General features: G+C 71.2%; 16 protein-coding genes. 6 read left to right on the forward strand and 10 right to left on the reverse strand.

Annotated features, from left to right (window positions below):
* Positions 1 to 30 precede the first annotated feature (30 nt).
* Positions 31 to 480, forward strand: a complete 450-nt coding sequence (locus tag ACZ7CH_RS01150; protein WP_470372915.1) for a MarR family winged helix-turn-helix transcriptional regulator — start codon at positions 31 to 33, stop codon at positions 478 to 480.
* A gap of 53 nt (positions 481 to 533) precedes the next feature.
* Entirely contained in the window at positions 534 to 1,202 is a 669-nt protein-coding gene (locus tag ACZ7CH_RS01155) for a hypothetical protein (RefSeq protein ID WP_470372916.1), read from the forward strand.
* Here ACZ7CH_RS01155 and ACZ7CH_RS01160 read toward each other — a convergent pair.
* The 9 genes from ACZ7CH_RS01160 to macS all read right to left on the reverse strand — a co-directional run bounded on the left by ACZ7CH_RS01160 (position 1,199) and on the right by macS (position 9,679).
* Complete coding sequence (locus ACZ7CH_RS01160; RefSeq protein ID WP_360393831.1) at positions 1,199 to 2,050, reverse strand: LysR family transcriptional regulator; 852 nt, start codon at positions 2,048 to 2,050, stop codon at positions 1,199 to 1,201. The two genes, ACZ7CH_RS01155 and ACZ7CH_RS01160, sit on opposite strands and share 4 nt — an antisense overlap.
* Positions 2,047 to 3,063 carry a hypothetical protein gene (locus ACZ7CH_RS01165; RefSeq protein ID WP_360393834.1) on the reverse strand — a complete coding sequence of 339 codons (1,017 nt, stop codon included), beginning with the start codon at positions 3,061 to 3,063 and terminating at the stop codon, positions 2,047 to 2,049. Before ACZ7CH_RS01165 ends, ACZ7CH_RS01160 begins: the two co-directional genes overlap by 4 nt.
* Complete coding sequence (locus ACZ7CH_RS01170) at positions 3,048 to 3,521, reverse strand: RNA polymerase sigma factor (protein ID WP_360393836.1); 474 nt, start codon at positions 3,519 to 3,521, stop codon at positions 3,048 to 3,050. Before ACZ7CH_RS01170 ends, ACZ7CH_RS01165 begins: the two co-directional genes overlap by 16 nt.
* Positions 3,522 to 3,588: 67 nt before the next feature.
* A complete protein-coding gene (locus tag ACZ7CH_RS01175; RefSeq protein WP_360393839.1) occupies positions 3,589 to 4,767 on the reverse strand; it encodes a glycine C-acetyltransferase in 1,179 nt (392 codons plus the stop codon).
* Positions 4,767 to 5,798 (reverse strand): L-threonine 3-dehydrogenase, encoded by a 1,032-nt coding sequence (gene tdh / locus ACZ7CH_RS01180; protein WP_360393841.1) that lies wholly within the window; start codon positions 5,796 to 5,798, stop codon positions 4,767 to 4,769. Before tdh ends, ACZ7CH_RS01175 begins: the two co-directional genes overlap by 1 nt.
* Before the next feature lie 36 nt (positions 5,799 to 5,834).
* The gene (locus tag ACZ7CH_RS01185; RefSeq protein ID WP_360393844.1) at positions 5,835 to 7,289 is read right to left on the reverse strand and encodes an SDR family oxidoreductase; all 1,455 of its coding nucleotides are present in this window, start codon (positions 7,287 to 7,289) and stop codon (positions 5,835 to 5,837) included.
* Positions 7,290 to 7,326: 37 nt separating this feature from the next.
* The gene (locus ACZ7CH_RS01190) at positions 7,327 to 7,863 is read right to left on the reverse strand and encodes a DUF1707 SHOCT-like domain-containing protein (RefSeq protein WP_458429853.1); all 537 of its coding nucleotides are present in this window, start codon (positions 7,861 to 7,863) and stop codon (positions 7,327 to 7,329) included.
* Complete coding sequence (locus ACZ7CH_RS01195; protein WP_360394807.1) at positions 7,860 to 8,507, reverse strand: response regulator transcription factor; 648 nt, start codon at positions 8,505 to 8,507, stop codon at positions 7,860 to 7,862. Before ACZ7CH_RS01195 ends, ACZ7CH_RS01190 begins: the two co-directional genes overlap by 4 nt.
* Before the next feature lie 11 nt (positions 8,508 to 8,518).
* A complete protein-coding gene (macS, locus tag ACZ7CH_RS01200) occupies positions 8,519 to 9,679 on the reverse strand; it encodes a MacS family sensor histidine kinase (RefSeq protein WP_360393850.1) in 1,161 nt (386 codons plus the stop codon).
* 224 nt (positions 9,680 to 9,903) lie between these two features.
* Between macS and ACZ7CH_RS01205 the strand changes: the two genes are divergently transcribed.
* Positions 9,904 to 11,019 (forward strand): GGDEF domain-containing protein, encoded by a 1,116-nt coding sequence (locus ACZ7CH_RS01205; RefSeq protein WP_470372917.1) that lies wholly within the window; start codon positions 9,904 to 9,906, stop codon positions 11,017 to 11,019.
* 257 nt (positions 11,020 to 11,276) lie between these two features.
* On the opposite strand, the gene ACZ7CH_RS01210 is transcribed toward ACZ7CH_RS01205, so the two are convergent.
* The gene (locus ACZ7CH_RS01210) at positions 11,277 to 12,428 is read right to left on the reverse strand and encodes an AI-2E family transporter (protein ID WP_360393856.1); all 1,152 of its coding nucleotides are present in this window, start codon (positions 12,426 to 12,428) and stop codon (positions 11,277 to 11,279) included.
* Positions 12,429 to 12,506: 78 nt separating this feature from the next.
* Between ACZ7CH_RS01210 and ACZ7CH_RS01215 the strand changes: the two genes are divergently transcribed.
* From ACZ7CH_RS01215 to ACZ7CH_RS01225, 3 genes are all read left to right on the forward strand, one after another.
* Positions 12,507 to 14,684 carry a translocation/assembly module TamB domain-containing protein gene (locus ACZ7CH_RS01215; RefSeq protein WP_360393859.1) on the forward strand — a complete coding sequence of 726 codons (2,178 nt, stop codon included), beginning with the start codon at positions 12,507 to 12,509 and terminating at the stop codon, positions 14,682 to 14,684.
* 139 nt (positions 14,685 to 14,823) lie between these two features.
* Positions 14,824 to 15,585, forward strand: a complete 762-nt coding sequence (locus ACZ7CH_RS01220; RefSeq protein WP_470372918.1) for a hypothetical protein — start codon at positions 14,824 to 14,826, stop codon at positions 15,583 to 15,585.
* 238 nt (positions 15,586 to 15,823) lie between these two features.
* Complete coding sequence (locus ACZ7CH_RS01225; RefSeq protein WP_470372919.1) at positions 15,824 to 18,988, forward strand: beta strand repeat-containing protein; 3,165 nt, start codon at positions 15,824 to 15,826, stop codon at positions 18,986 to 18,988.
* The last annotated feature ends 77 nt before the right edge of the window (positions 18,989 to 19,065 follow it).

Below are 19,065 nucleotides of genomic sequence, written 5' to 3' on the forward strand. Positions count from 1 at the left end.
CGACTTCAAGCGTGAAGTAAGCTGCCGCCCATGGAGTGGCTGAACGCCGACGAGAAGGACGCCTGGACCGGCTTGATCTCCCTGGTCCTGCTGCTCCCCGGCCGCCTGGAGGCCCCGCTGCAGTCCGAGGCCGGCCTGTCCCTCTTCGACTACCTGGTCCTCAGCCACGTCTCCGAGGCCCCGGCCCGCACCATCCGCATGAGCGAGCTCGCCCACCTCGCGAACGGCTCCCTCTCCCGCCTGTCCAACGTCGTCAAGCGCTTCGAACAGCGCGGCTGGATCACCCGCGCCCCCGACCCCGACGACGGCCGCTACACCCTCGCCACCCTCACCGACACCGGCTACGACGTGGTCGCCGCCGCGGCGCCGGTGCACCTGCGCAGCGTGCGCGAACACGTGCTGGACCCGCTGACGGCGGCGGACCGGGAGGCGTTGACGCGGATCGCGGCGAAGCTGCGGGTGACGATCCCCCCGCCCTAGCGACCACCGGATCGGGTGACAACGCCGGGCCGCGGTCACGGCGTTTGAGTCCCATGACCGACTGGATCACCAAGAACGGCAGACGCATCCCGCTCAACGGCGGCGGCAAGAAGGGCGCGGGTGTCGTGGTGGCCGGTGCGCTGGCCTTGAGCGTCGCCGCTGGTACCGGCTCGCTCTCCGTCGGCGGCGCGGGCTCGGCGGAGCTGGGCTCGGGAACGTCGTCGGCACGGCTCGGCCCGCGCAAAGCGGAAGGGCAGAAGGCCGCGCGCAAGGGCGACACCGGCGGTGCCTGGCAGCGCCTGGGCATGCGACAGCTCAACCGCACCGCCCGGCAGCAGGCCGAGTGCGTGGCGGCGTCGTTCGGCGAGGTGCGCGAGTTCTTCACCCGCAACCGCTGCACCTCGCTGGACCGGGTGCTGTTCGCGGTCACCGACGGAGCCGGGAACACGGCGGTCGTCTCGGTCGTGTGGGTGGGTCTCGCGTCCACCGGCGACGCCCGCGCGTTCGAGTCCGTCATGGCCCGGTACGGCAGCGGTGACGTCCACCCGCTCGGCGCCGCGTTGCTCGGCATGGCCGACATCCGCTTCACCGGCCTGCGCTACGGCAGCGACCGCGACGGCAAGCGCGTGACCATCGCGGAGGCCGAGACCGCCACCGGCCGCATCGACCACGACACCCTCGACGCGCTCGCCGAGGTCGCCGCCCATCTGCCGCCGGTCTAGCGGCCTGCGGCCCGTTGCAGTTCCCGGAGCACCGTCTGCACCAGCGGGTGCTCCTCACTGCCCCGCCGGACCGCTGCCACCACCCGCCGCAACGGCGCCACGCCCGCCACCGGCACACCGGCGATGGCGTTCCGCGGCGCCAGCGCCACCCCGGCACCCGCCGCCACCAGTGCCTCGATGGCGCGGAAGTCGTCGGACGTGTGGCGGATCCGCGGTGCGAAACCGGCCTGGGCGCAGGCCATCTCCACGACGTCCCGCAGCGGGTTGCCGGGCAGGGTCACGACCCAGTCCTCGTCGGCCAGCGCCGCCAGGTCGACCGGGCCGGTCAGCGGGTGGCCCGGCGGCAGCACCACGTCGAACGGCTCGGTGTAGAGCGGGAAGCACGTGAAGCGTTCGGTGGTGCGGTGTTCCTCGGTGATGGCCACGTCGATCTCGCCGTCCAGCAGCAGCCGCACGCTCTCGTGGCCCTCGGCGTCGCGCACCGACAGGTCGATGGACCGCTCCCGCAGCGCCGCCAGTGCCGGGGCCACCACCTGCGTGATGGCCGAGGCGAACGACGCCACCGCCAGCCGACCGGCAGAGCCCGAGGCGAGGGCGTCCAAAGTGGCCTGTGCGCGTTCCAGCTCCGCCGCGACGACGTGGGCGTGCGCGACGAGCAGCTCACCGGCCGGGGTCAGCGACACCCGGCGGCCGTAGCGGCGCAGCAGCGGGTGACCGGCCTCCGACTCCAGGGCCGCCAGCTGCTGTGACACCGCCGACGGCGTGAGGTGCAGTGCGGCGGCAGCGGCGGTCACGGTGCCGTGGTCGGCCAGCGCGCGCAGGACTCGGAGGCGTCGCGGATCGATCACCGCTCAATGATGGGGGATTCCACTCCGCCGTTCACGGGCACGTCCCGCGGCAGGATCGGGTCGATCGACGTGCTGTCCAGCAGGAGGTACTTCTCCTCCGCGATCGGCATGCCCGCGGGGAGGCCGAGCTGCGCCGTGGTGAGCACGTCCCGGCGTTCGACCGGCAGCCCGGTCTCCGGGTTGACCACCAGGCGGGTCTCGACGTCGGAGAACTGGAAGGTCGGCGGCGCGGCGATCGCCACGGCGACGCCCCTGCGGTCGGCGCCCACCGGGACGTCGGTCAGGAAGCGCACCCCGTCGAGGGTCTTGAGCAGCTCGAACACCGCCCGCCGCTGGGCATCGCTCACGTTCGCGGTCATCAGGTCCATCGCGAGCGTCGCGGTCCGGTACGCGTCCTCGGTGCCGACCAGGGACTCCAGCACCTTCCGCAGCTCCACCGGGTCCGTGGGCAGCGAGCTGAACGAGTCGAGCCGCACGGGGCTGTGCAACGACATCTGGAACCCGGACACGGCGGCCTTCTGCACGGCGGGCTTCATCGGCCCGATGCGCACGGAACGGGACCCGCCGATCTGGGGTGCGGTGGCCGGCTTGCCCGCCGCGGTCCACCGCTCCTCGTCCTCACTTGAATAGGGCGACACCTCGCCGTCCTTCTGCACGACCGCGACCTCGGTGTCGGCGTTGAGCCACCGGTCCGTCTTCGACTCGAACTCCACGAGGTACGGGTTGGTCGGCTCGCCGACGCGCATCAACGACCAGTGCTGCGTCAGGACGTGCCACCACCGCGGCGGCTCGGCCGGTCGCGCGGGGTCGACGGGCCGCGGCAGCAGCACGACCACCAGCGCGATCACCCCGGCCACGACCAGCGGTGGGGCGAACCGGAGCACGAACTGCCGCTTGGCCGGCCTGTCCCTCGGCAGCGCGGTGATGCGGGCCAGGTCGCGTTCCGCCCGCGCGGGGTCGACCTCCGGTGTCGGCGGCTTGGCCCTGGCCAGGCTCTTCATGAGGTCTTCCATGACTCCCTCGCACGGTCGGAGTTCGGTGCCGAGAGAGCGGCCTGCAACCGCCGTCGGGCTCGGTGCAGGCGCACGAAGAACGTTGCCGTGGTGCACCCGAGCACCTGCGCGGCCTCCGCGGCGCCCAGGCCGTGCCACGCGATGAGCGTGAGCACCTCCTGGTCGGCGTCGGACAGGCCCGCGAGCGCCGCCCGCAGCTCGACCACCGCGAAGGCGTCGTCACCCGGCAGGTCGGCGAGCTCGTAGTGCGTCGTCTGCCGGCGCGCCTCCCTGACCAGGTTGCGGGCGATCCCGATCAGCCACGGCAGCGCGTTCGCCGGCATGCGGTCGAGCCTGCGCCAGGCGATCGTGAAGGTCTCGCTGGTGATGTCCTCGGCGAGCCGCGACCCGGCGTGGCTCGCCACGTAGGCGAGCACCCGCGGGTAGCACTCGCGGTAGACGGCGGAGAAGTCCTCCACGATCGCCCCTCCCTCTTCACGAGGTAGTGCGCAGACCGTGCCGATTCTTACTGCGAGGTGACCTGGATCACATCTTCGCGCGAGCGGCGACGAACGCGTCGACGGCGCGGTTCACGTCCTCCGTCGAGTGCGCGGCCGACATCTGCGTGCGGATGCGGGCCTTGCCGTGCGGCACCACCGGGTAGGAGAAGCCGATCACGTAGATGCCCTGCTCCAGCAGCAGGTCGGCCAGGCGGCCGGCCTCCGCGGCGTCGCCGATCATCACCGGGATGATCGGGTGCTCGCCGGGCAGCAGGTCGAAGCCCTCCTCGGTCATCCGGCGGCGGAACAACTCCGTGTTCGAACGCAGCTGGGTGAGCAGCTCCGAGGATGACGACAGCATGTCCAGCGCGGCGATCGCGGCGGCCGTGATCGACGGCGCGAGCGAGTTCGAGAACAGGTACGGCCGCGACCGCTGGCGCAGCAGCTCGACGATCTCCGCGCGACCGGACGTGTACCCGCCGGACGCACCGCCCAGCGCCTTGCCCAGCGTGCCGGTCACGACGTCGACCCGGTCCTGCACGCCGAACAGCTCCGGCGTGCCGCGACCGGTCGGCCCGGTGAAGCCCACCGCGTGCGAGTCGTCGACCATGACCAGCGCGTTGTACCGCTCGGCCAGGTCGCAGATCTCGTCCAGCGGCGCGAGGTAACCGTCCATCGAGAACACGCCGTCGGTCGCGATGAGGCGGTAGCGCGCGTCGGAGGCGTCCTTGAGCTGGCGCTCCAGGTCGTCCATGTCGCGGTTCTTGTAGCGGAACCGGCGGGCTTTCGACAGCCGCACCCCGTCGATGATCGACGCGTGGTTCAGCTCGTCGGAGATGATCGCGTCCTCGGCGCCCAGCAGCGTCTCGAACAGGCCGCCGTTCGCGTCGAAGCACGAGCTGTACAGGATCGTGTCCTCGGTGCCGAGGAACGACGAGAGCTTCGCCTCCAGCTCCTTGTGCGGCTCCTGGGTGCCGCAGATGAACCGCACGGAGGCCATGCCGAAGCCCCACTCGTCCAAAGCGGACTTCGCGGCCTCGATGAGCCGCGGGTGGTCGGCGAGTCCCAGGTAGTTGTTGGCGCAGAAGTTCAGCACCTCGTCACCGGAACCGACGCGGACGGCGGCGTTCTGCGGGGTCGCGATCACTCGCTCGGCCTTGTAGAGCCCGGCCTCCCGGATCTCCCCGATCGTCTTGACCAGGTCGTTCTTCAGCTCGCCGTACATCAGGCTCCCGTCCAGTCGAGGATGACCTTGCCGCACTTGCCCTCGCGCGCCGTGGCGAACGCCTCGGCGTGCTGCGTGTGGTCGTACCGGTGCGTGATCACCGGTGCGAGGTCGAGTCCGCGCTGCAGCAGCACGGTCATCGAGTACCAGGTCTCGAACATCTCGCGGCCGTAGATCCCCTTGATGTGCAGCATCTTCAGCACGACGCTGCTCCAGTCGACGGGGAACTCCTCCGCGGGGAGCCCCAGCATCGCGATGCGGCCGCCGTGGGCCATGTTCGCGATCATGTCGCGCAGCGCGACCGGCTTGCCCGACATCTCCATGCCGACGTCGAAGCCCTCGGCCATGCCGAGCTCGGCCTGCGCGTCGGCGATCGACTTCTCGGCCACGTTCACCGCGAGGTCGACGCCGACCTTGCGGGCCAGGTCCAGGCGGTGCTCGGAGATGTCGGTGATCACGACGTTGCGCGCGCCCGCGTGCTTGGCGACGGCGGCGGCCATGATCCCGATCGGACCGGCGCCGGTGATGATCACGTCCTCGCCGATCACCGGGAACGACAGCGCGGTGTGCACGGCGTTGCCGAACGGGTCGAAGATCGCGGCCACGTCCAGGTCGACCTGCGTGCGGTGCACCCACGCGTTCTGCTCGGGCAGCACCACGTACTGCGCGAACGCGCCGTCGGAGTGCACGCCCAGGCCACGCGTGTTGGCGCACAGGTGCCGGCGGCCCGCCTTGCAGTTGCGGCACGTGCCGCACACCAGGTGGCCCTCGCCGCTGACCAGGTCACCGACCTTCACGCCGGTCACCGAGCCGCCGACCTCGACGACCTCCCCGACGAACTCGTGCCCGAGGACCAGCGGCGCCTTGATGTTGGCCGCGGCCCAGTCGTCCCACGAGTCGATGTGCAGATCGGTGCCGCAGATGCCGGTGCGCAGGACCCTGACCAGCACGTCCGTCGGACCCGGCGTGGGGTCGGGGACGTCGGTCAGTTCGAGTCCAGGCCCAGCGGCGACCTTGACGAGAGCCTTCATGCGGGAAGTCTCACCCTTTGCTGCTTGTGCAGTCCATCAGGACTTTCTGAAGTTCTTGTGCAGCTCAGCTTCATTGGCGATGTTGCGCACCATGCCGCCGAACACGATGCCGTGGAAGGGGTAGACGGCCCACCAGTAGAGGTGTCCGACCAGCCCCTTGGGCACGAACACGGCACGTTGGCGGTAAGTGGACCCGTGTCCCTCGTTGCCCGCCACTCGAAGCTCCAGCCAGGCCTTCCCCGGCACCTTCATCTCGGCGCGCAGGCGCAGCAGCCGGCCGCGTTCGATCTCCTCGACGCGCCAGAAGTCGAGCGCCTCCCCGACGTGCAGGCGGTGCGGGTCCCGCCGCCCGCGCCGCAGCCCCACCCCGCCGGCCAGCCGGTCCAGCCAGCCGCGGACGGCCCACGCCAGCGGGAACGAGTACCAGCCGCGCTCACCGCCGATGCCCTCCACGACCTCCCACAACCGCTCGGGCGTGGCGTTGGTCCTGGCCTCGCGCTCGTCGGTGTAGACAGAGCCGCCGGACCAGTCGGGGTCGGTCGGCAGCGGCTCGCTCGGCGCACCCGGTGTGGACGCGCCCGACCAGCGGGTCTCCACGTCGGCGTCGCGGATCTTGCTCAGCGCGAGCTCGACGGCCTTGTCGTAGCCGATGTTCTCGCCGGGCAGCACCGCGCGGATGTCGTTCTCCCGGCACACCACCTCGTGCACCAGCGACTCGATCAACGGCTTCGCGATCGACTTCGGCACCGGCGTCACGACGTTGACCCAGTGCGAGGACAGGCCGGGCGTCAGCAACGGCACGGGCAGCACGCGCCGCTTCGGCAGCCCGGCGACCTCCGCGTACCGCATCATCATCTGCAGGTACGTCAGCACGTCCGGCCCGCCGACGTCGAACGTCCGGTTCTGGTCCTCCAGGGTCGTCGCCTCGACCAGGTACCGCAGCACGTCCCGCACCGCGATCGGCTGGATCCGGTTGTGCACCCACCTCGGCGTGACCATGACCGGCAGCCGTTCGGTGAGGTAGCGCAGCATCTCGAACGACGCCGAGCCCGACCCGATGATCATCGCGGCCTGCAGCACCACGGCCTGCACCGGCGAGCGCAGGAAGACCTCGCCGACCTCCTTGCGCGAGGCGAGGTGCGGCGACAGCTCCGTGCCCTCCGGGTGCAGCCCGCCCAGGTAGACGATGCGCCGGACGCCCGCGCGCTCCGCGGCCGCCGCCGTGTTCTCCGCGGCCTCGCGGTCGGCGTTCGCGAAGTCCTTCGAGTGCAGCGAGTGCACGAGGTAGTGCACGACCTCGACGTCGCGCATGGCCTCGTCGAGGTCGCCGAGCACGTCACCGCGCACGACCTCGACGTCAGCGGCCCACGGGACGTCGCGCAGCTTCTCGGGCGAACGCACGAGGCAGCGGACCTCGTGCCCTTCTGCCAGGAGCCGGGGCACGAGCCGTCCGCCGAGGTACCCGGTCGCACCGGTCACGAGACAACGCATGCCTCGATCCTGCGGGGTACCGGGTGTTCGCGCAGATTCAGCGCTTGGAGCGCTTGATCACCACGGTCCCGCCGCGCACCGCGCCCCTGAGCCGGAAGCGCGGGCTGCCCGCGGTGCTGCGGACCTTGTCCTTCACCTCGCCCGCGGTGACCTCGACGGCGTCGGCGTCGACCGCGGCCCCGGCGGGCAGCAGCAGCTTCACCGTGCCGAGCGACACGTCCAGGTCGACGGTGACGACCGGCGGCACCTCGGCGGCGGTGAAGTCGAGGTTCGTGGTGCCGAGTGTGTTGCGGATGACGAGCTCGTTCGGCACGATCCAGTGGCCCTTGCGGGTCGTGGTGCTCATCGTGCTCTTCAGCTCGGTGCGCTCACGGGCCACCTCGGTGTTGACCATGCCCGGCAGGTCGACCAGCACCACGTTCAGGTCGGCCCTGGTCACGGCCGCCAGCGCGGTGTCGGTGCGGGTGGTGAACTCGTCGAGCGTGATCATGCCGCGGCCGACTGCCTTGTTCAGCAGGCCGACGACGTGCTCGCGCTCGGCGTCGGACACGCGCAAAGCTCTGGGGTCTGTCATCTCTCTGCCTCCGGTTCGCTGTCGAGACCGTGCTCGATGGCATAACGCGCCAGCTCCACCCGGTTGTGCAGTTGGAGTTTCCGCAAAGTCGACTGGACGTGGTTCTCGACCGTGCGGTGGGAGATCACCAGGCGGTTGGCGATCTGGCGCGCGGTCAGCCCCTTGGCCACCAGCCGCAGCACCTCGGTCTCCCGTTCGGTCAGCTGCGGCTTCTCCTCCGCGTCGTCGGGCGCGGCGGCCATCCGCCGGTACTCGCCCAGCACCAGGCCCGCGAGACCGGCGGTGAACACGGCGTCGCCGGCCGCGGTCCGGCTCACGGCCTCGACCAGCTCCTCCGCGGACGCGGACTTCACCAGGTAGCCCGACGCGCCCGCCTTCACCGCCTGCAGCACGTCGTCGTGCTCGCCGCTCGCGGACAGCACCAGCACCCGCGTCTCCGGCAGCTCACCGGTGATCATGAGGGTGGCGTCGACACCGGACAGCTCACCCAGGTTGAGGTCCATCAGCACGACGTTGGGCCGCACGGTCTTCGCGATGCGCACGGCGGAGGCCGCGTCACCCGCGGTCGCCACGACCGAGAAGCCGCGCTCCTGCAGATCGCGCGCCACGCCCTCGCGCCACATCGGGTGGTCGTCGACCACCATCACCGAGACCGTCACCGCACCGCCTTCTTCCTGAACACGCGAACCTCCCACTCCGTGCCCTCCCCCGGCCCGGTCTGGAGCTCCAGGGTGCCGCCCAGCGACGCCACCCGGCCCCTGATCGACTTCGCGATGCCCATCCGGCCCTCCGCCTCCGCGGAGGCGATCCGGCCCTCCGGTATCCCTGGTCCATCGTCCCTGACGCTCAGCACCACCTCGTCCCCGAGGTCTTCCAGCAGCACCCACGCCCTGGCGTCACCGCCGGCGTGCTTGTCCACGTTGGACAGCGCCTCGCGGACCAGCGACGTGAGCTCGCCCGCGGCCGCCGCGTCGAACATGACCTGCGTCGCCGGCGTGGAGACCTGGATCCGCGGCGTGGCGAGGAGCTGCAACCCCGGGCGGAGGTCGACGTCGCCGTCCACTGTGGAGTCGGTGGGGGCGGCGGCCACGAGGTTGCGCAGCGCCACCTCCTGCTCGCCGGCCAGCCGCGCCAGCTCCGCCGCCTCGCCACCGACCTCCGCGCCGCGCTTGCGGACGCGCGCCAGCACCTGCAGCACGCTGTCGTGGATCGACCGGGCCAGCCGCTCGCGTTCGGCCGTCGCCGCCTCCGTGCGCAACGCCTGCGCCAGCCGCACCGCCGAACGCCGCGCCGTGGCCGAGGCCATGCCGACGACCATGCCGGCCCCCGCGAGCAGCACGACGTCGCGCAGCAGGTCGAGGCTCGGCACGCGCTTGGTCAGGTAGGTGAACAGGCCGACGGTCAGACCACCGGCGAACCCCGCCGCCGACCCGCCCAGCGCGCCCATGGCCACGACGGGCACGCACGCCCAGATCGTGGTGATGAGCGGGACGTTCTCGGTGAGCAGCTGGTGGCTCGACATGATCAACGGCGACAGCGACATGAGCCCGCAGGTCAGCACGAGGTCGACCAGCACGACCGGCCAGCGCCGGCCCCACGTCGTGCTGTAGGCGCGGCTGGTGAACACCGACCACAGCGCCATCGCCCCGAGCGCGCTCCACGCGAGCCACGGCCGGATGTAATCGGAATGGTTCGCGATGACGTTCGCCGCCGCGAAGAGGAATGTGACTATGCGTAGAGCAACAGCCCCGCGCCACAGGGGCGTGGCCGGGTCGTCGATCACCTTCGTCACACGTTCGGCAGGCTGCTCGGGCACGCTGTGCTCCTTTCGCACCCCATCCTGCCGCGTGAACGTGCGCTGGCTAACCCCCAGGTGGCCGTCTTCTGCCGAACGGAGGAATGTGCGACGCTTCCCGGGTTCGGGGCAGCGCTCCCGTTGGACGGGGAGGGCAAGTACACGTGCGCGACTGGCCGGTGTGGACACTGCGACGGCCTGCCCTCGGCTACTGGTTGTTGATCGACGGATCAGCTTTTGCGGTCGTGACGTACGTGATCGTCTCTTCCGGACAGCCGTCGCCCTCCGAGATCGCCCGGTTCGCCGCGATCGCGGGCACGGCCGGCGCGGTGGTCATCCTCAGCTCCATCTACAGCCACCGCATGGGCGAGACGGAGCGCAACCCGTGGGCAGCGCACCTCTCCTACCTGACCGCGGGCATCCTCGCCCTGCCGCCGAACCTGCTGGTGCTGCTGCTCTTCGGCCCCGCGCTGCACTGCCTGCTCACCCAGCGCCCGGAGAGCCACCGCTGGGTCTTCACGCTGAGCGCGACCGCGTTGTCCGTCTTCGTCACCCGCTACCTGCTCGGCTGGACCAACCCCCACGCGGGCCTGCCGATGATGGTCTTCGCCGCGACCGTCCTGCTCGTCCTGCGCGCCGCCCTGATCGCAGTGGGCCTGAAGCTCCGCCGCCCGTCCGACACCTTCGAGGAGAACGTCGGCGAACCCATCGACGCGGTCCTCGGCATCGTGGCCGTCTCCATCGGCGGCCTGATGGGTTGCGTCGCCGAGGCGAACGCCATCCACGCCCTCATCGCCGGCCCGCCCCTGGCCCTGCTGGAACGAGCCGCGCAACTCCCCCAATGGCGCCGCTCCGCCCAACGCGACGCGAAGACCGGCCTCGCCAACGCCGTCCACTGGGACAGCCGCGCCCGCTACGAGCTCACCAAGGGCGCCACCCGCACCCGCCCCATGGCCGTGATGCTCCTCGACCTCGACCACTTCAAGCGCGTCAACGACGAGGTCGGCCACCTCGCCGGCGACGCCGCACTGGCCGCGATCTCCCTGCTGTTGCGCGGCACCGTCCGCCGCGGCGACCTGGTCGGCCGCTTCGGCGGCGAGGAGTTCGTGGTCCTGCTGCCGGAAGCCACCCCCGACGAGGCCGAGTCCGTCGCCGAACGCGTGCGCAAGGCCGTGGCCGCCCTGCGCGTGCCGACCATGGGCACCGACGGCAAACCGCACGAGCTGCGCGGCCTGACCGTGAGCATCGGCGTGTCGACGACGAGCCGCTTCGGCTACGAGCTGCCGGACCTGCTGGTGGCGGCCGACGCGGCTCTGCTGGCCGCGAAGGCGTACGGCCGCAACCTGGTCTCGATGGCCTGAAGCTCAGGCGTGGTTCGTGGTGCCGTGGTTCACCTCCACGTGGTGCAAAGCGCGCAAGGAGTCGCAAAGACAGCAGCGGACAGGAAGCCGCTGCAGTCGTCGCGCTTGTGAAGGTCCGGCATTCGTGCAACCCGACCGCCTTGCTCACCGAACAGAGCTTTTGAACGGTCCTTTCACGCACGTGCACGCCGGTGTAACCGGCGCGCATGCCCTTGGACCGCTCACCTTCCTGCCGCGCTCGATGGCCTGACCGCGGCCTACAGCTCCCTCTGCCGCTCGCTCCGGTCGTCCCGCGGCGCGGTCTCCTGCGGTTCCAGCACGTCCACCTTCTCCGGCTTCTGCTCCGAGTCCGCGTCCGAGAGCAGCGACCGGATGCCGGAGTTCAGCACCGCCAGCAACGGCACCGAGAGCAGCGCACCGGCGATGCCGCCCGCCACCAACCCGACGGCGATCGCGATCACGACCGCCAGCGGGTGCAGCTTCACCGCGCGGCCGAGCAGGATCGGTTGCAGCACGTGGGACTCCAGCTGCATCACGCCGATCAGCACCGCCAGCACGATGAGCGCCGCGATCGGGCCGTTGGTCACCAGCGCGATCAACACCGCCACCGCGCCCGTGAACACCGCACCGATGATCGGGATGAACGCGCCGAGGAACACCAGCGCCGACAGCGGCACGACCAGGGGCACCCCGATGATCGCCAGGCCGATGCCGACACCCACGGCGTCCACGACCGCGACCGCCGCCGTCGCGCGCACGTAGGAGACGAGGGAGGCGAAGCCGCGGCGGCCGGCGACGTCGACGCGGGGGCGGACGTCGCGCGGGAACGCGCGGGTCACGAACTTCCAGATGCCGTCGCCGTCGTGCAGGAAGAAGATCAGCGTGAACAGCGCCAGGAGCAGGCCCGTCAACGCCTCGCCCAGGGTGGCCGCCGTGGTGAGCGCGCCGGACGTGATCTCGGTCTGGTTGTCCTTGATCGTCTTCACGAGGTCGTTGAGGTAGCCCTGCAACTGCGCGTCGGACAGGTGCGCCGGGCCGTCCTTCAGCCACTGCTGGATGGTGTCGAGCGAGGCCGACACCTGCGTCTGCAGCTCGGGCAGGCCGCGGGAGAACTCGCTGATCACGAACGTCAGCACGCCGCCGAGCACGCCGATGCCGATGATCATCATCACCGTCGTCGCGACACCGCGCGGGACCCGCCACTCGACCAGCTTCGCCACGCCGGGCGAGAGCAGGGCGGCCAGCAGCAGCGCCACTGCGACGGGGATCACGATGGAGGCGAGGTAGCCCAGGACGTACGCGACCACGTACAACGCGGCCACCACAACGACGAAGCGCCAGCTCAGGGCAGCGCTGACCCTCAGCAGCCTGGGGACGCGGCTGCTGATCTCCGACTCCGGTGCGCTCACGTGCCTCACGTTAACTGTTCGGACCCTGGCGAAGGCGGAACCCGGAAGGGATGATCCGGTTCGTCGGGGGAGGACGAAGTGATCAAGCCGGAAGACTTGACCGAGGTCGAACGCCAGGTCGCCGGGGCCTACGCGGGTGGCACCGAGATCGACCTGACCGGGCAGAGCGTGCGCGGCGAGGTGCTCACCGGGTTGCTGACCGGCATGTACCGGGTGCCGCGCAAGGGATTACCCGCTCTGCGACTTCAAAACGCCCGTGTGACCGGGAAGTTCGAGCTGGAAGGCACTCGCGTCACGCGGGTCATCGACCTGACGCACTGCACCTTCCAGGAACCGCTGGACCTCCGCATGGCCCGGCTGATCGGCCTGCGGCTGCGCGGCACCCGCGTTCCCGGCATCCAGGGCCGCAACCTCCGGGTGTTCAGCGACCTCGTCCTCGAGGCCGGGTTCACCTGCACCGGCACAGTGGACCTCACCGACGCCGCCGTCGACGGGACGCTGCGGCTGGCCGGTGCCGTCCTGCGCAGCACCACCGACCACGCGCTGCTCGGCGCGCGGCTGCGGGTGAGCGGGTCCGTCCAGGCCATCGCGTTGCGGGCCAACGGGGAGGTGCGGCTGCGCGGTGCGGCGATCGGCGGCAGCGTCCACCTCGGCGGCGCGCGGCTGGTCAACAGCGGCAGGGACGCGCTGGAGGCGTCCGGGATCGTGGTGACGGGCAACGTCTTCTGCAACGCGGAGGGCGGCCGGTTCAGCGCGGACGGCCGGGTGCTGTTCGACGGCGCCCGCGTCGGCGGCAACCTCGAGTTCACCGGCGCCCGGCTGAACTCCGCCCACCGGGTCGACCACCAGGTGCTCGTCCTGCCGCACGGACTGGCCGACGAGGCCGCGACGCTCGTGGGCGACCGCATCCGGGTCGAGGGCAACGTCGAGCTCGACGACGGCTTCACCAGCACCGGCACCGTGCGGCTGCCGAACGCGAGCATCGGCGGGTACCTGCGGCTGTCCGGCGCGGTGATCGGACCGCGCGAGCTCGCGGAGGAGCTCGCGGGCGACATCACCAACCGCATCCCGGTCGCCCTGCACGCCGACGGCATGCAGGTGCGCGGCGACGTCGAGGCCCGCAGCGCGGCCAACGGCTCCGGCCTGCGCTCGCCCGCACTGCAGACCTACGGCCAGGTCCGGCTGTCCAACGCGCACATCCAGGGCAGCGCCAGCATGTCCGGCGTCTCGCTGCACGGCCCCGGCATCGACGTCCTGTTCGCCGACCGGCTGGAGATCGGCGGCACGCTCTTCCTGCGCGAGCTCAGGGCGAAGGGCTCGATCCGGCTGCAGAACGCGAACATCGGCTCCACGCTCGACCTCTCCGGCGCCTCGCTGACGTTGCCGCGGCTGCGACCGAACGGCACGCAGAAGCCGTCGCTCGACGCCCGTGCCATCACGATCGGCAAGGACCTGCTGTGCAGCCGCGGGTTCACCGCCGTCGGCGGCGTGCGGATCCGGCTGGGCGAGGTCGGCAAGATGGCCACGTTCAGCGACTCGCACCTCGGCTCCACCGCGGCCGACATCGCGCTCAACGCCTACGGGCTCACCGTCCACCAGTTCCGCCTGCACATCCCCGAGGGGCAGCAGCCCAAGGGCAAGATCGTGCTGAGCCGGCTGAAGGCCGTGTCGGTCACCGACGGCCCCGGGCTGTGGGACGCGGAGGGCGGGGTCGCCGTCGACGACTTCACCTTCGACGGCATCACCGCCGACCCCGACGTGTCGGTGGACACCCGGTTGCAGTGGCTGCGCAAGGTGCAGCCCGACTTCGCGCCCGGACCGTACGAGCAGCTGGCCGCCGTGTACCAGCAGGGCGGCGAGGAGGAGCTCGCGCAGAAGGTCCAGCTGGAGAAGCAACGCCGCCGCTACTCCGAGCTGGGCAGGGCCGGCCGGGTCTGGGGCGCGGTGCAGCGGTGGACCGTCGGGTACGGCTACCGGCCGTGGCTCGCGATCTGCTGGCTGGGCGTGTTCTGGCTGGGCGGTGCGCTGTGGTTCACCTGGCACCCGCTGGTCAAGCTCAACAAGGACGAGGACCCGGTGTGGAACGCCGCTCTCCTCGCGCTCGACCTGCTGATCCCGATCATCGACTTCGGCCACGACGGCAAGTGGCAGTTCACCGGTGCGTCGCAATGGGTCTCGGCGCTGCTCATCGCCGTGGGCTGGGTGCTCGCCTCCACCGCGGCGGCCGGTGCGGCACGCGTGTTGAAGCGGGTGTGATCGTCACACGATGTAGTTAATCGGACGCTCTGGGCGTGCGTTCGGGGCGCCGCGGCTGGCAGAGTCGCGGCGTCGGCTTGATCGTGTTGGTCGTCGGCGAACTTCCCCGAGTGCCCCCGAAAGTAGCGAGGTTCCCGCGTTGTCCTCTGCCGGTCTGCGAGCGAAGACGGGAGCGAACGGCATCCGCCGGTTCGCCACCCGAGCGCTGCTCGCCGTCGGTGGAGCGGTCGCGGGCACGGCCGTCGCCTGGGTGCTCTCGACGACCGCGGCACACGCGGCCGACGACGCGGAGCAGTTCGACGTGGTGACCAAGATCGCCACCGTGGACGAGAAGCTGCCGGTCGTCGTCCCCGCCGCCGAGGCCGTCCACAAGATCGACGAAGCGTTGCGCGCCGAGCACGAGAAGGCACGCGATGCCCTGCCGCAGGTGCAGGTCCAGCAGGCGGTCGAACAGATCACCGAGCGGGTCCTGCCCCGAGTCACCACGGTCGTCACGCCCACCACTCCCGCGGTCGCGCGGGCAGAGGACGTGACGTACGTGGCGACGCCGGCGGACGCCCCCGAGACCGGACAGTCGCCGGTCGCGAAGGTGATTTCGCAGCTCACCGGCCCCTCCGGTGCTACCTGGACGAAGCTGCTCGAGACGCGCCACCTCGTGGTGCCCTCGGCGCAGCACCCGTCCCTGCCCGCAGACCCGTCCCCCGAACTGCCTGTCCCGGCCCCCGCGCCGGTGCACTGCACGTGCAGTTCCGACGGCTCGGGTGCTGCTGGCGGCAGCAACAAGGCTGCCTTCGCTGCTCCTGGCTCCGTTCACGACACCGCTGTGGCGAGCGCTCTCGCGCCGTCCACCGCCGAGGTGTCCGTGAAGCCGGGCAAGCAGCCTGGTACCACCCCCGACTGATTTCAGCGCGCGGTCCGCGGCAGCCCACTCCCCGGCTGTCCGGAAGTCGACCGTCGCGCTTTTTTTCATGCGCTCCTTCCGGTCGGCACCGCGTGCTCTCCCCCGGTGATGACGCGATCCCCACGCGTCCGGCCCACCCCCCGTAACCCCCCTGACAACAGGGGCTTTGGAAGGAGATCGAATGCAGACCTGGGCAAAGCGCGGAATCCAGTCCGCGTTTGTCACTGGTGGTTTGCTGATGCTCGGTACGGGCATCGCTTCTGCCCAGGAGAACGTCAACCCGGATGCAGCTCCTCCGGTCGTCGACGCGGGTGCCTCCGTTCCGGTCAAGATCGACCAGAACAACCTGGCCACGCCGGCCAGGGACCTGAACGTTCCGAAGGTCGACCGCACGGTCAGCACGGACCGCGTCACCAGCGCGGTGCCGTCGAGGGCGGACGCCCCGGTCGCCAACCCGCTGTTCCGCTCGATGAGCGGACGCCTGCAGGACACCGCCACGCAGAACGCCCGCGGCAACAGGCTCCAGGCGTACGCCGACGTGCCGGTCACCGTCTGCGGCAACCAGGTCTCGGCTCTGGCCGACGGTGCGACGAGCGCCGACTGCGAGCAGAGCGTGAGCCGCAAGGGCGGTGTCACGACGACGGGTGAGCGCCAGGCGCTCGCCGGCAACGTCGTGGGCGTCAACCACGTCCTGCCCGCGCAGGTCACCGGCAACTCGATCGCCGCGGGCGGCAACGCCGCCAACGACACCACCGCGCGCCAGACCGGTACGACCGGCGGCAACATCACCACCAACGGTGACAAGGGCTCCATCTCCGGCAACATCCTCGCCGAGCAGGGCGCGACCCCGCTCCAGGTGACCGGCAACGCCGTGGGCGCCGGCGGCATCGCCGAGTCCCGCTCCACCGCGGACACCGTTGCCGAGTCGAACGGCATGATGCGGACGAGCGGCAAGGACAGCACGCTGTCCGGCAACGCGGGCCAGGTCCCGCTGGCCCCGCTGTTCGAGGTGAACGGCAACTCGGCCGCCGGAGCGGGCAACGCCGACACCCACTCGACGCAGTCCGGCACGGCTCACGCCGGCGACCGCGTCTGGACCGACGGCGACCCGGCCACCCTGGCGGGCAACGTCGCGAAGACGCCGCTCGCCGGCCCGGTCACGATCAGCGACAACGCGGGTGGCGTGGGCGGCAACTCCTACGCGACCAGCGAGACGGTCAACCAGTCCTTCGCCGGTGGCAACACCAACACCGCGGGCAACGGCTCCTCGGTCTCGGGCAACATCGCCGACACCCCGATCTCGCTGCCCGTCTCGGCCGGTGGCAACGCCGCGTCGCTCGTCGGCAACAGCGGTGCCGACCACACCAACACCGCCGAGTCGGCCGCGGGTGGCAACAACTGGACCAAGGGCCACGACTCGGTCCTGTCCGGCAACGTCGCGAACGTCCCGCCGGCCACGGCCGTGGACGTGTGCGGCAACGGTGCCTCCGGTGCCGGCCAGTCCGTCGGCACCTGCGTCAACGACGTGGACTCCGGCACCGGCGGCTACCAGGGCACGACCGGTGACGACTCGGTCCTGTCCGGCAACGTGGCGCAGACCCCGCTCGCCGCGCCCGCCGAGCTGTACGGCGCCGCCGCGACCGTCGGTGGCCAGGCCACCGGTTCCGCGGACGAGGTCAAGGACATCCGCTCCACCGGTGAGCCGAACACCGTGGACGACCGCGGCACCGTCTCGTCCAACATCATCACCGCGCCGACCGCCGTGGCCGCGCAGGTCTTCGGCGACACGGCCGGCCTGGTCGGCAACACCACGTCGACCAGCGCGAACGACACCAGGGTCCGCGCGGGCGACGACCCCAAGGCGAGCGGCCAGAAGTCCTCGGTCTCCGGCAACATCATCCAGGCCCCGACCTCGACGCCGGCTCAGGTCTTCGGCGACGGCGTCACCCTCGTCGGCAACAACGAGGCGCACGCCGACAACGCGACCGACATGCAGGCCGGTGGCGACGCCAAGACCGACGGCCAGCAGAGCTCCATCGGCGGCAACGCCATCTCGGCGCCGGTCGCGTCCGCCACCCAGGTCATGGGCTGGTCGGTCGGCGGCGGCAGCAACGTCAACTCCACCGCAACCAACGACCTCAAGTCGGCGGCGGGCGGCGACGTCCGCAGCACCGGTGAGCGCGGCTCGCTGGCGGGCAACCTGCTCGGCGCGCAGGCCACCCCGTTCGTGCCGGTGCCCGGCAACACGATCTCGGCCGCGGGCATCGCCACCTCGGACAGCGACACCGACACCCAGGTCCAGGCCGGCGAGGACTCGCAGACCTCGGGCAAGGACGGCTCGGTCTCCGGCAACCTGCTCCACGTGCCGGCCAACGCGGCCGTGCAGCCCTACGCGGACGCCATCGCGGCCGCGGGCTCGGCCTCGACCTGGACCGAGAAGGACTCGGAGACGCAGGCCGGCGGTCAGACCGACACCCTGGGCGAAGGCCCGCTGGCCGGCCGCGAGATGACCGTTCCCGCGGAGGCCGCAGCCAGCGTCCGCCGCATCCCCGTCGAGCTGGTCGGCCAGGCCTTCACCGGCGGCACCAGCGACGACACGCAGCTCACCGGTGAGGACACCGACACGCTGCGGGCCACCGAGCTCAAGGGCATCGAGCTCCCCCAGGGCGTCGACATGCTCATGGGCGCCACCGAGATCCCCTCGTACAGCGGCGTCCCGTCGTTCAAGGGCCTGCCCGTGAACACGCTGCCCTCGCTCGGCGGCCTCGGCGGCATCACCGGTCTGACCGGTCAGCTGCCGATCGGCCAGCTCCCCGTGGGCCAGCTCCCGATCGGTCAGCTGCCCGTGGGCCAGCTCCCGGTGGGCCAGCTGCCCGTCCGCGAGCTCCCCGCGGGTCAGCTCCCGGTCGGCAAGCTCCCCGTCGGCAAGCTGCCCGTCGGCAAGCTGCCCGTCGGTCAGCTGCCGGTGACCAAGCTCCCGGTCGGCAAGCTGCCCGTGGGTCAGCTGCCGGTGACCAAGCTCGCCAAGCAGCGCGCGGAGCTGCCGGTGGGCCAGAACGCCGCGAACGTGGCCCCGAACATCCAGGGCCTGCCGCTCGCGCAGGTGCTGGAGGCCGCGAAGAAGGTGCTCCCCGGCACCGCGACCCAGCGCTCGGTGCCGTCGCTGCCGGTGACCGCTCCGGCCATGCCGGCGCTGCCCGTCCCGCTGCCGATCCCGACCGAGCGTTCGGTGCCCGTCCTTCCCACCACCCGTCCGACCAACGTCTCGGGTCTGAACCTGAACCCGACCGCCGCTCTGGTTCCGGCGCGTGAGCGCTCCATGCCGGGGCTGCCCGTGACCGCTCCGGCGATCGCGCACCTCAAGCCGGGCAACGTGTTCGACCGCGTTGCGGGCACGCTGTAAGGGTCGTACGACCCCGTAAGATCACCCCGGGTTCGCCCGGATTGCTCCACACCCTCCTCCGGTGAAAAGCCGAGCCC

It is taken from the genome of Lentzea sp. NPDC037011 (assembly GCF_055607425.1).

Bases quoted from the DNA above. Each gene is read 5' to 3' on its own strand.
- ACZ7CH_RS01195 (WP_360394807.1), bottom strand. From the start codon at position 8,507: ATGGTGGTCGACGACCACCCGATGTGGCGCGAGGGCGTGGCGCGCGAT.
- ACZ7CH_RS01150 (WP_470372915.1), top strand. From the start codon at position 31: ATGGAGTGGCTGAACGCCGACGAGAAGGACGCCTGGACCGGCTTGATC.
- ACZ7CH_RS01225 (WP_470372919.1), top strand. From the start codon at position 15,824: ATGCTCGGTACGGGCATCGCTTCTGCCCAGGAGAACGTCAACCCGGAT.
- ACZ7CH_RS01190 (WP_458429853.1), bottom strand. From the start codon at position 7,863: ATGACAGACCCCAGAGCTTTGCGCGTGTCCGACGCCGAGCGCGAGCAC.
- ACZ7CH_RS01155 (WP_470372916.1), top strand. From the start codon at position 534: ATGACCGACTGGATCACCAAGAACGGCAGACGCATCCCGCTCAACGGC.
- tdh (WP_360393841.1), bottom strand. From the start codon at position 5,798: ATGAAGGCTCTCGTCAAGGTCGCCGCTGGGCCTGGACTCGAACTGACC.
- ACZ7CH_RS01175 (WP_360393839.1), bottom strand. From the start codon at position 4,767: ATGTACGGCGAGCTGAAGAACGACCTGGTCAAGACGATCGGGGAGATC.
- ACZ7CH_RS01165 (WP_360393834.1), bottom strand. From the start codon at position 3,063: ATGGAAGACCTCATGAAGAGCCTGGCCAGGGCCAAGCCGCCGACACCG.
- ACZ7CH_RS01185 (WP_360393844.1), bottom strand. From the start codon at position 7,289: ATGCGTTGTCTCGTGACCGGTGCGACCGGGTACCTCGGCGGACGGCTC.